The 10974-nt window shown below is 72.2% G+C and carries 14 protein-coding genes; 6 read left to right on the top strand and 8 right to left on the bottom strand.

What is annotated here, in order from left to right; all coding sequences use genetic code 11:
* Window positions 1–36: 36 nt before the first annotated feature.
* The 5 genes from ACFWGZ_RS34180 to ACFWGZ_RS34200 form a co-directional block, all read right to left on the bottom strand.
* Window positions 37–1002, bottom strand: a complete 966-nt coding sequence (locus ACFWGZ_RS34180) for a VWA domain-containing protein (protein WP_382455721.1) — start codon at window positions 1000–1002, stop codon at window positions 37–39.
* The gene (locus ACFWGZ_RS34185; RefSeq protein WP_382455733.1) at window positions 999–1880 is read right to left on the bottom strand and encodes a DUF58 domain-containing protein; all 882 of its coding nucleotides are present in this window, start codon (window positions 1878–1880) and stop codon (window positions 999–1001) included. The genes ACFWGZ_RS34180 and ACFWGZ_RS34185 overlap by 4 nt, the downstream gene beginning before the upstream one ends.
* A 62-nt stretch (window positions 1881–1942) precedes the next feature.
* Window positions 1943–2992 (bottom strand): AAA family ATPase, encoded by a 1050-nt coding sequence (locus tag ACFWGZ_RS34190; RefSeq protein ID WP_382442086.1) that lies wholly within the window; start codon window positions 2990–2992, stop codon window positions 1943–1945.
* A gap of 62 nt (window positions 2993–3054) precedes the next feature.
* The gene (locus ACFWGZ_RS34195) at window positions 3055–3585 is read right to left on the bottom strand and encodes a molybdenum cofactor guanylyltransferase (RefSeq protein ID WP_382455722.1); all 531 of its coding nucleotides are present in this window, start codon (window positions 3583–3585) and stop codon (window positions 3055–3057) included.
* Complete coding sequence (locus tag ACFWGZ_RS34200; protein WP_382455723.1) at window positions 3582–4265, bottom strand: TetR/AcrR family transcriptional regulator; 684 nt, start codon at window positions 4263–4265, stop codon at window positions 3582–3584. The genes ACFWGZ_RS34195 and ACFWGZ_RS34200 overlap by 4 nt, the downstream gene beginning before the upstream one ends.
* 77 nt (window positions 4266–4342) lie before the next feature.
* Here ACFWGZ_RS34200 and ACFWGZ_RS34205 point away from each other — a divergent pair, with 77 nt between their 5' ends.
* Together ACFWGZ_RS34205 and ACFWGZ_RS34210 are read left to right on the top strand one after the other, a co-directional pair.
* Window positions 4343–5260 carry an ATP-binding cassette domain-containing protein gene (locus tag ACFWGZ_RS34205; protein ID WP_382455724.1) on the top strand — a complete coding sequence of 306 codons (918 nt, stop codon included), beginning with the start codon at window positions 4343–4345 and terminating at the stop codon, window positions 5258–5260.
* Window positions 5257–6000, top strand: coding sequence for an ABC transporter permease (locus ACFWGZ_RS34210; protein ID WP_382455725.1), 744 nt, complete (start codon window positions 5257–5259; stop codon window positions 5998–6000). Before ACFWGZ_RS34205 ends, ACFWGZ_RS34210 begins: the two co-directional genes overlap by 4 nt.
* Here the strand turns inward: ACFWGZ_RS34210 and ACFWGZ_RS34215 are convergent.
* Window positions 5987–6859 (bottom strand): aldo/keto reductase, encoded by an 873-nt coding sequence (locus tag ACFWGZ_RS34215; protein ID WP_382455726.1) that lies wholly within the window; start codon window positions 6857–6859, stop codon window positions 5987–5989. The two genes, ACFWGZ_RS34210 and ACFWGZ_RS34215, sit on opposite strands and share 14 nt — an antisense overlap.
* Window positions 6860–6877: 18 nt before the next feature.
* Between ACFWGZ_RS34215 and ACFWGZ_RS34220 the strand changes: the two genes are divergently transcribed.
* From ACFWGZ_RS34220 to ACFWGZ_RS34235, 4 genes are all read left to right on the top strand, one after another.
* Window positions 6878–7219, top strand: coding sequence for a DUF2203 domain-containing protein (locus ACFWGZ_RS34220; RefSeq protein WP_382455727.1), 342 nt, complete (start codon window positions 6878–6880; stop codon window positions 7217–7219).
* Between the two features lie 83 nt (window positions 7220–7302).
* A complete protein-coding gene (locus ACFWGZ_RS34225) occupies window positions 7303–7851 on the top strand; it encodes a cysteine hydrolase family protein (RefSeq protein ID WP_382455728.1) in 549 nt (182 codons plus the stop codon).
* Window positions 7848–8750, top strand: coding sequence for a GlxA family transcriptional regulator (locus tag ACFWGZ_RS34230; protein WP_382455729.1), 903 nt, complete (start codon window positions 7848–7850; stop codon window positions 8748–8750). Before ACFWGZ_RS34225 ends, ACFWGZ_RS34230 begins: the two co-directional genes overlap by 4 nt.
* A gap of 20 nt (window positions 8751–8770) precedes the next feature.
* Window positions 8771–9328 (top strand): isochorismatase family protein, encoded by a 558-nt coding sequence (locus tag ACFWGZ_RS34235; protein WP_382455730.1) that lies wholly within the window; start codon window positions 8771–8773, stop codon window positions 9326–9328.
* A gap of 45 nt (window positions 9329–9373) precedes the next feature.
* Here ACFWGZ_RS34235 and ACFWGZ_RS34240 read toward each other — a convergent pair whose 3' ends face one another.
* Both ACFWGZ_RS34240 and ACFWGZ_RS34245 read right to left on the bottom strand, forming a co-directional pair.
* The gene (locus tag ACFWGZ_RS34240) at window positions 9374–10015 is read right to left on the bottom strand and encodes an epimerase (RefSeq protein WP_382455731.1); all 642 of its coding nucleotides are present in this window, start codon (window positions 10013–10015) and stop codon (window positions 9374–9376) included.
* 34 nt (window positions 10016–10049) lie between these two features.
* Window positions 10050–10974: NlpC/P60 family protein (locus ACFWGZ_RS34245; protein WP_382455732.1), on the bottom strand; the 925-nt coding region annotated here is incomplete at its 5' end.

Genomic DNA, 10974 nt, shown 5'->3' on the forward strand with positions numbered 1-10974 from the left:
CACCAGGGCCTTCGGAAGGGGTGTGGTCGAGCTGGTCTACGGCAGGCGCTGACCGAGCAGCAGCGCGGCGGCGGCCGCGATCATCGTCGTGATCGTGCCCAGCAGCAGCCACGGCTTCGACGCGTCCGCCTGCTTCTTCTCGTAGCCGATCTGCTCGCCGAGCGTGTCGTAGACCCGCCGCAGCTCCTCGGCCGAGGCGGCCTTGAAGAACTCGCCGCCGGAGATCTTCGCGATCTCCTTCATCGAGTCGTCGTCGACGGGCACGGACTGCTGCCGGCCCTCGATGTCGACCACGCCGTCCTCGGTGCCGAACGAGATCGTGGAGATCGGGATCGCGGCCTTCTTCGCGTCCTCGGCCGCGTCGAACGCCTTGCGCGTGCCCACGGTCTCCTTGCCGTCCGTCATCAGCACGATGCGGGCGGGCGGCGGGCCCTCGGCGCCGCCGACGACCTTGCCGAACGAGTCGATCGACGCCATCGCGGCCACCAGCGCGTCCCCGGTCGCGGTCGACTGGGCGAGCTTGAGCCCGTCGATCGACTGGCTGACCGCGGCCCGGTCCGTCGTCGGCGCGACCAGCACCGTGGCGGAGCCGGCGAACGAGATCAGGCCCAGGTTGATGCCCGGCGTGAGACCCTCGGCGAACGACTTGGCGGCCACCTGCGCGGCCTCCAGGCGCGACGGCTTCACGTCCGTCGCCTTCATCGACAGCGACACGTCGACCACGAGCATGACGGTCGCGCGGTTGCGCGGCACCCGTTGCTCGGAGGTCGGTCCCGCGAGCGCCACCGTGAGCAGGGCGAGCGCCGCCAGCAGGAACGCCGCCGGGACGTGCCGCGACCAGCGCTCCCGCTTGGGCGCGACCCTCTCGAGCAGTTCGAGGTTCGTGAACCGCAGCACCCGCTTGCGCCGCATCCGCTGCGCGACGACGTACCCGGCGCCCAGCAGCGCCACGGCGACCAGCAGCAGGAACCACCACGGGGCGACGAAGTTGGAGAAGCTCATGCGACACCCCCGGACCAGCGGCGCTTGCGCGCCACCACGAAACGCACCGTGTCCGCGATCCAGTCGGAGTCGGTCCGCAGCACCAGGTGCCCGGCGCCCGCGCGGCGCAGCCCCGCGGCCACCTCGGCCCGGTGCTCCGCGGCCGCGGCGTTGAACTCCTTGCGCAGCAACGCGGACGCGGTCACCTCGCGCTGCCGGCCGCTCTCCGGGTCGGACAGCACGACGGTGCCGACCTCGGGCAGGTCGACGTCACGCGGGTCGACGATCTCGATGGCGACGATGTCGTGCCGCGCGGACAGCGCCCGCAGCGGCCGCTGCCACTCGACGCCGCCGAGGAAGTCGGAGATCACCACGATCAGGCCGCGCCGGCGCGGGGGCCTGCGCAGCTGCTCCAGCAACGCCGCCAGGTCGCCGCGGGTGCCCTCGGGCGCCCGGTCGATCTCGGCGATCTTGCGGATCATGCCCCGCGCGTGCGCCAGGCCGCCGCGGGCCGGGACGCGGACGTTCTCCGCGCCCGTCGAGACCGCGGCGCCGATCCGGTTGCCGCCGCCGCGCGTCAGGTGCGCGACCGCGGCGGACGCGGCGATGGCCAGGTCGCGCTTCTCGCACGCGGCCGTGCCGAAGTCGAGCGAGGGCGACAGGTCGATCGCGAGCCACGTCTCCAGCTCGCGGTCGGCGACCGTCTCGCGGATGTGCGGGATCGTCGTGCGCGCCGTGACCGCCCAGTCCATCCGGCGCACGTCGTCGCCGGGCTGGTAGGTGCGGGCCTCACCCGGTTCGGTGCCCGGCCCCGGCACGAGGCCGAGGTGGTTGCCCTGCAGCAGCCCGTCGAGGCGGCGCCGGACGTCGAGCTCCAGCATGCGCAGCGCGGCTTCCATGCGGACGCCCCGCAGCACGGGTGGCGCCCAGGACGGGCGCTCGTCGGCTTTGTCCTCGGCGCTCACGGCCTACCAGCCGGAACCGGCTGCTGCGGACGGGCCGAGACCTGCGGCAGCGGCACGATCTGCAGCACGCGCGTGATGATGTGGTCGATCGGCACGCCGTCGGCCAGCGCGTCGTAGGAGAGCACGAGGCGGTGGCGCAGCACGTCCGGGACGACGTCCACGACGTCCTGCGGCAGCACGTAGTCACGGCCGCGCACGAGCGCGAGACCGCGGGCGGCGGCGATGATGCCGAGCGACGCACGCGGCGAGGCGCCGTAGGCGACCCAGCCGGCGACGTCGGTGAGACCGTGCTCGCCGGGCGCGCGCGTCGCGATGACGAGGCGCACCACGTAGTCGACGAGCGCGTGGTGGACGAAGACGCGCGACGCCACGCCCTGCAGGCGCACGAGCTCCTCGGGCGAGAGGACCTGGTTCGGCGTGGGCGCCTCGACGCCCATGCGGTAGACGATCTCGCGCTCTTCCTCGGCCGTGGGGTACTCGACCTGGATCTTGAACAGGAACCGGTCGCGCTGCGCCTCGGGCAGCGGGTACACGCCCTCGTTCTCGATCGGGTTCTGGGTCGCGAGCACCAGGAACGGGTTCGGCATCGGGAACGTGCGGCCGCCGATGGACACGTGCCGCTCGGCCATGACCTCGAGCATCGCGGACTGCACCTTGGCGGGCGCGCGGTTGATCTCGTCGGCGAGCACGAAGTTCGCGACGACGGGGCCGAGCTCGACGTCGAACGCCTCGCTGGACTGGCGGTAGATGCGGGTGCCGAGGATGTCGGCGGGCACCAGGTCGGGCGTGAACTGCACGCGCGAGAACGAGCCGCCGACCACGCGGGCGAACGTCTCCACGGCGAGCGTCTTCGCGACACCCGGCACACCTTCGAGCAGCAGATGGCCCTTGGCCAGCAGACCCACGAGCATCCGCTCGACGAGCCGGTCCTGGCCGACGATCACCCGCTTCACCTCGAACACGGTGCGTTCGAGCAGCTGGGCGTCACGAGCCGGGGTGACGGGCGCCGATGCGTTCGGCGTTGCCTCGGCGGCGGGCTCGGTCACGTGCGGGCCTCCATGCGGAACAGGGTTTTACCGATAGTGGAACAGTCTTACCCCCCGCCTGTTCAACCGCTGTGAAGGGTGTCCAGGTCGGAGGGCGTGTCGACGTCGCGCGCCTCACCGGGCGAGGCGGGCACCTCGACGGGGGCGAGCGTGCGCAGAGTCTTGCGCAACGGCTGGTCGCGTGGATCTTCGGGGAGGGCTTCGCGCAGGTCAGCCACCCTCCACACGCCGATCAGCCACTGCGGGCGATCGTCGGCGAGCACCGCGTTGGCCCCCGCGGCGCGCAGGCGCGCGATCGTGTCCCTCGTGAGGCCGGGCTGGTCGACGGCGAGCACCGCGACCCACTCCTCGGTGATCTCCGCCAGGCCCGCGGCGAGGCCGGCGAGCGGACCGCCGCCGGGCGGGTCCTCGCGCGCCCAGAGCACGCCGGGAACGTCTTTGCGCGGCCCCACAACGACCTTGGTGGCCGCATCGTCCACAACCGACAGCACGTGGTCGAGCAGTGTCGCCTCCCGAAAGGACAGTGCGGCCTTGTCGACGCCGCCGAGCCGTTCGCCCCGGCCGCCGGTGAGGATGATCGCCCCGTACGTCACGCGCGCCCTCCGATGTGCGCGGCGACACCCTCGAGGAACAGGTGCAGGCCGAAGTCGAAGTCGGCGCCCAGGTCCTCGGCCGCGGCCACGTCGTCCAGGTCGAACACGCCGGCCTCGACGATCCCGGCCAGGGCGGGCATCGCGCGGGGGTCGACCACCTCGCGCAACCGCTGCCCGTACTGGTGGTTGAACTGCGCGGGGTCGTTCTCGAAGCCCGTGGACAGCGTGCCGATCAGCCGCGCCTCGCCCTGCACGAACGTCGACAGGCCCATCACGACGCCGACCTTCTCCCCCGGCTCCAGCGGCACGCCCTCCAGCGCGGTCAGCGCGCTGTCGAGCCACAGCAGGTTCGCCGGGCCGAGCGGCGGGCCGCTGATCGGGATCTGCAGGAACCACGGGCGCCGGCGGACCGCCGCCAGCACCGCCTTCGCCCAGAACCCGAGCTTGGCGCGCCAGTCCCCGTCCGGCAGCGGCGGCGGTTGTTCCAGCGCCGCGTCCCACATCAGCGCGAGGAGCTCGTCCTTGCTCTTCACGTGCCGGTAGAGGGCCATCGTGGCATTACCGAGCTCCTGCGCGACCCGTGCCATCGACACGGCGGAGAGGCCTTCGGCGTCCGCGACCGCGATGGCGGCCCGCGTGACGTCGGCGGCGTCGATGGCCGGCTTGCGCCCCCTCTTCATGCCCTCTAGTCAAACAGATGCGTATGCCATACGCTAATTCAGGTTTTGCGTATGAAATACGCATAAAGGGGGTTGTAATGATCGTCGAGACAGCGGGCCTGACGAAGAGGTACGGCGCGAACACGGTGCTCGCCGGGCTGGACCTGGCGGTGGCGGAGGGGTCCGTGCTCGCGCTGCTCGGTCCGAACGGCGCGGGCAAGACCACCACGATCCGCGTCCTGAGCACGCTGACCAGGCCCGACGGCGGGTCGGCGCGGGTGTGCGGGTTCGACGTGGCGCGGGAGGGCGGCGCCGTGCGCGGGGTGATCAGCCTGACCGGGCAGTACGCGGCCGTGGACGAGGAGCAGACCGGGCGCGAGAACCTGGTCATGATCGCGCGGCTGCGCCGTTTCCGCAGGCCTGCGGCGCGGGCGCGGGCGGTGCAACTGCTGGAGCGGTTCGGCCTGGTGGACGCGGCGGACCGCCGGGTGCGCACGTACTCGGGCGGCATGCGGCGGCGGCTGGACCTCGCGATGAGCCTGGTGGCGAAGCCGCGGCTGCTGTTCCTGGACGAGCCGACGACCGGCCTCGACCCGGTGAGCCGCACGACGATGTGGGACGCGATCGGCGACCTGGTGCGCGACGGCGTGACGATCTTCCTCACCACCCAGTACCTGGAGGAGGCCGACCGCCTCGCGGACCGGATCGTGGTGCTGCACCACGGCGGCGTGGTCGCGGACGGCACCGCGGACGCGTTGAAGGACTCGGTCGGCGGCACCCGCCTGGACCTGGTCCTCGAGTCCGGCGAGGACGCCCGGCGCGCCAGGGCCGTGGTCGGCGGGGTCGCCGACGGACCGGCGCTGAGCGTGCCGTCCGACGGCAGCGCCCTGCACCTGCACCGCGTGCTGGACGACCTGCTGGCGGCGCGGGTGCGCCCGGTGTCGGTGTCGGCGCACCGCCCGACGCTGGACGACGTCTTCACCTCGCTCGTGCTCCCGGCGGAGGTGGCCGCGTGACCGCCGCGCTCACGCTGGTCGGCCGCAGCATCCGGCTGAGCCGCCGCAACCTCGACCTGGTGATCATGGCGGTCGTGCTGCCGGTGCTGATGATGGCGCTGTTCGTCTACGTCTTCGGCGGCGCGATGCGGCACATCGAGTCCTATGTGGATTACGTGGTGCCCGGCATCCTCGTGCTGTGCACCGGTTACGGCGCGACGTCCACCGCGATGTCGGTGGCCGACGACATGAAGAAGGGCGTCGTCGACCGGTTCCGCTCGATGCCGATCAGCAGCTTCGCCGTCCTCACCGGACACGTCACGGCGTCCGTCGCGCGCAACGCCGTGGCCACGTCCGCCGTGGTGCTGGTCGCCCTGCTGATGGGGTTCCGGCCGTCGGCATCGCCCGTGGGCTGGGTGCTCGCGATGGGCCTGCTGCTGCTCTACGTGCTGGCGCTGTCGTGGCTCGCGGCCGGCTTCGGCGTGCTCGCCCGGACCGTCGAGTCCGCGAGCCTGCTCGGCTTCTTCATGCTGTTCCTGCCGTACTTGAGCAGCGCATTCGTGCCCGTCGAGACGATGCCCGCGGTGCTGCGGGTGGTCAGCGAGCACCAGCCGATCACGCCGGTGATCGAGACCGTGCGCGCGCTGCTCGTGTCGGCGCCGGTCACGTCGGGCTGGCTGGCGCTGGCCTGGTCGGGCGGCCTGCTGGTGGTGGCGTTCGGCTGGGCGGCGTGGCTCTTCCGGCGGATCAGCTCCCGCTGAGGTGCAGGGCGTCGAGGCGGGTGAGCTCCTCCGGGGTGAGGACGAGCTCGCCCGCCTCCACGTTGCGGCGCAGGTGCTCCGGGTCGCCGGTGCCGGGGACGACGAGCACGTGCGGTCCCCTGGCGAGCGTCCACGCCAGCCGGACCTGCGCCGCCGAGACGCCGCGGCCCCGCGCGATGGCGGTCACCTCGTCGTCCTCTGCGGGCGTCCCCGCCTCCTGGTTGGCCCCGGCGAGCGCGAAGAACGGCACGAACGCGACACCGCGCTCGCCGCACACGCCGAGGAAGTCGTCCTGCTCGGGGTGGTGCCCGAGTCCGTAGGAGTTCTGCACGCACACCACCGGCGCGACCCTCAGCGCCTGGTCGAGGTGGTGCGGCTTGACGTTGGACAGCCCGAGGTGCCGGACGAGCCCCGCCTGCCGGAGCCGCGCGAGCTCCTCGAAGTGGTTCGTCACGTCGTCGAGCCCGCTGATCCGCAGGGTGACCACGTCGAGGTGGTCGCGGCCGAGCTGGCGCAGGTTCTCCTCCACCTGCCCCCGCAGCTCGTCGGGCCGCGCCGGCGGCAGCCAGTCCCCCCGCGGCGACCGGCCCGGCCCGACCTTGGTCACGATCACCAGGTCCTCGGGGTACGGCGCGAGCGCGCTGTTGATCAGCTCGTTGGCCGACCGCGTCGCCGAGAAGTAGAAGGCGGCCGTGTCGACGTGGTTCACCCCGAGCTCCACGGCCCGGCGCAGCACCTCGACCGCCTGGGCCCTGCTCCGCGGCCGCGCACGGGGGTCGAACGCCGTTCCCTCCTGCGGCAGGCGCATGGCGCCCAAACCGATCCGGTTCACGGTGAGATCGCCCAGTCGCCACGTCACTGTGCCAGTCTGGAGGCCGTGGGACTGTTCACGCTCGCCGAAGCCCGGACCGAACTGGCACGCCTGCTGCCGACGCTGCACGAGATCGTGCGCCTGCGCGCCGATGCCGCCGAACTGGCCGCGGGAGGGTCCACGCTGGGCGGCCTGCCGGAGTTCAAGGCGGCGCAGGCCAGGCTGGACGACCTGATGGAGTCGGTGCAGCGGACGGGGGCGGAGCTGAAGGGCTTCGCGCCGCTGCTGGTCGACTTCCCCAGTGAACGGGACGGCGTGCCGGTGCTGCTGTGCTGGCTGGAGGGCGACACGGAGCTGGGCTGGTACCACCGGGCCGACGTGGGCTTCGCCGGGCGCCGCCCGCTCTGATCCCGGTGGTGTGACCGGATCCGTCCGGTCCCCGTCCTGGTGGTGCCTGTCCCGGCCCCTCGCACCCGGCGAGGCTGGGAGGCATGAAGCGAGCACTCGTCGTCATCGACGTGCAGGAGTCGTTCCGCAGGCGCCCCGACTGGGCCGAGGTGTCGAACCCGGACGTCGCCGGGCAGGTCGGCCGGCTGGTCGACCTCAGCCGCGCCGCCGGCGACCTCGTCGTCTGGGTCCTGCACTCCGAACCCGGCTCCGGCGACGTGTTCGACCCCGCGCTGGGCCACGTCCGGCTGATGGACGGGCTCGAGCCGCTCGACGACGAGCCGCTGCTGACCAAGACGTCGCACAACGCGTTCACCACCACCAACCTGCAGCAGACGCTCACCCGGCACGGCGTGCGGGAGCTGCTGATCAGCGGCATCCGGACCGAGCAGTGCTGCGAGACGACGACGCGGGTCGGGTCGGACCTCGGGTTCGACATGACGTTCGTGACCGACGCGACCGCCACCACGCCGCTGCCGCACCGGCGGACCGGGAGGGTCCTCGGGGTCGGGGAGATCATCGAGCGGACGGAGTACGTGCTGGCCGGCCGGTTCGCGCGGATCTCGGACGTCGCTACGCTGACCGGATCGTGACCGGAGTCGTCTTCCTCCTCGTACCGGGAGTGCACCTGCTCGACCTCGCGGGGCCGGCGCAGGTGTTCTCCGGTGCTGCCGACCTCGTGGACGGCTACGCCCTGTCGTACGTGGGCGACATGGAGACCGTGCCCAGCCATCAGGGCGTGCCGCTGGGTGCGTCGCGTGAGCTGCCGTCTCTCGAGGTGGACGACCTGGTGTTCGTGCCGGGCTGGCGGTCGCCGAAGATCGCCGGGACCGGGCACCTGAGCGAGCGCGCGCTGGACTGGTTGCGCGCGCACCACGCCAACGGGGGCACGGTGGCGAGTGTGTGCGCCGGCGCCGATGCGTTGGGACGCGCCGGTTTGCTCGACGGGCACAGGTGCACCACGCACCACGAGCTGCAGGACGAGCTCGCACGGCGCTACCCGGCCGCACGGGTCGTGCGTGATGTTCTGTTCGTCGAGGACGACAGGGTCGTGACGTCCGCGGGCATTGCGAGCGGCATCGACCTGGCGTTGCACCTCGTCGCTGTGCGCGACGGACCCGTTGTGGCGGCAGCAGTCGCACGCACGATGGTCGTCTACGCGCGCAGGAACGGCGACGACCAGCAGGCGAGCGTGCTGCTGCGGCACCGGTCGCACGTGAACGAGACCGTGCACCGCGTTCAGGACGTCATCGAGTCCCGTCTGGCTGACCGGCTTTCGTTGGCGGAACTGGCGAATCTCGCCGGGTGCAGCGAACGGACCGTGACGCGGCTGTTCGGCCGTGCGACGGGCATGACGCCGTTGAGGTACCAGCAGGCGCTGCGGGTCGAACGAGCCGAGCACCTGATCGGCCGGGGTGCCACCGTCGAGACCGCGGCGCGCGAGGTCGGGTTCGAGGACGCCCGGATGTTGCGCCGCCTGCGTTCGCGCTGATCCGGGCCTAAGCTCGGCGCGTGACCACACTGGCGAACCGCCCCAACACCGCGCTCCTCGTGATCGACGTGCAGAACGGCGTGGTGAACCACTCCCACAACCGCGACGAGGTCGTCGCCAACGTCGCCACCCTCGTCGGCAAGGCCCGCGCGGCCGGCGTCGACGTCGTCTGGGTGCAGCACAGCAACGCCGAGCACATGCCGAAGCAGTCCGACGACTGGCAGTTCGTGCCGGAGCTGGAGGTCGCCGACGGCGAACCCGTGGTGCACAAGACCTACGCCGACTCGTTCGAGGGCACCGACCTCGAGGAGGTGCTGGCGGGCAAGGGGGTCGGCAGCCTCGTGGTGTCCGGCGCGCAGACCGACGAGTGCATCCGCTCGACGCTGCACGGCGCGATCGTCCGCGGCTACGACGCCCTGCTCGTGAGCGACGCCCACACGACCGAGGACATGTCGGAGTGGGGCGCGCCCACCCCGGACAAGGTCGTCGCGCACACCAACCTCTACTGGGAGAACCACACCGCGCCGGGCCGCACCGCCGGGGTCGTCAAGACCGCGGACGCGTTCGAGTCCGCGTGAGCAGGCGGACGCCGGGCGCGCGTCACCCGGTGCCCGCGGGCGGTGTCATCGCGCCAGCCGGTTGATCTCGTCGCTGCGCAGCACGCGGTCCGCGTGCGCGCCCCCGGCCAGCGCGACCATCGCCCGCCCGAGCTGGTCGGTGCTCGTGACGAACTTCGGCGCCACCTTCGCGAGCACGGGGAAGAGCCAGGCCGACCACGTGTAGACGTAGCGGTAGATGCGGGTGCGCGACCGGATCCCGTGCCGCGGCTGGATGAACCCGGGCCGCACGACGAACACCGGCCGGTCGAGCGCCAGCAGCTCGTTCTCCGTGCGGCCCTTCACCCGCGCCCACATCGTCTTGCTGCCGGCGTCGGCACCTTCGCCCGACACGTACACGTACGTGCCGCCGACAACACGCGCGGCCTCGAGCGCATAGTCGTGCGTCACGGGCGTGTACTCGGCCTCGGACAGACCCGCCGACGTCACGCCCATGCAGTAGAAGCACGCGTCGGCACCGGCCAGGTCGTCCGCGATCGCCGACAGGTCACCGAAGTCGGTGTGCACGACGTGCCGGAGCTTGGGGTCGGCGGTCCGCAGCGGCGAGCGCCCGACCGTCACGACCGACGTCACGCCGGGGTCGAGCAGGCACTCCCGCACCGCGCCCTGGCCGACCATCCCGGACGCGCCGAACACCACGATCTTCACGGCACCAAACTAGCCCGCGACGTCCCCGCGGTCGTCAGAGCATGCGGGTCACGAACGGCATGATGCCGCCGTACCGCACCGGCGAGATCCGCACGACGGCACCGGAATGCGGCGCCTCCACCATCATCCCGCCACCCAGGTACAGCGCCACGTGCGTGCCGCCGCCCGGTCCCCAGAAGATCATGTCGCCGGGTGCCATCTGCGACAGCGGCACGCGCCGCCCGGAGGTGTACTGGTAGCCGCTGTAGTGCGGCAGGTAGACGCCGGCGCCCGCGAACGCGTACATCATCAGGCCCGAGCAGTCGAAACCGATCTTGGCGTAGTCGCCGTACGAGTCGGCGACGCCGCCGTCGCGCACGCCGTACGTCGGGCCGTAGTGGTTGCCGCCGCCCCACGCGTAGATGACGCCCCGTTGCGCCAACGCGCGGTTGATGACCGTCTGCACGAGGCTGCCCGACGGCGCCGGTGCGGCCGCTACGGGACGACGTTGCGCCGGCGCCTGAGGAGCGGCCTGTGCTGCCGCGGCGGCAGCGGCGCGACGGGCGTTCTCCTCTTCTTCGGCCTTCTTCGCCGATACCCACTGGTCGTACTGCTGACGCTGGGCTTCCAGGCCGTTGACCTGGCCGCGCGCGGACGCGAGCTCGCGTTCCACGGCGTCCTTGTCGGACTGCAGCTCGGCGGTCGCGGCGGACTGGGCTGCGTGCGCCTCCACGGCGACCTGCTGGGCCTGCTCGGCCACCTTCTTCGCCTCGTCGGCGGCGGCCTGCTTCTCCTCGGCCTTCTTCAGCGCGGCGCGGGCGGACGAGTCGAGGTTGGCGGCGGTGCCCTGGTCCCTGGTGACCTGGTCGAGGCGGTTCAGGCTGGACGCCGACACCGCCTCCAGGAGCTGGGCTCGGGCCAGCAGGTCCTCCGGCGACTTGGCGCCGATGTAGGCGGAGAACGAGCCGACCGTGCTGCCC

This window comes from Lentzea sp. NPDC060358, from assembly GCF_042725365.1.
GTDB lineage: Bacteria > Actinomycetota > Actinomycetes > Mycobacteriales > Pseudonocardiaceae > Lentzea.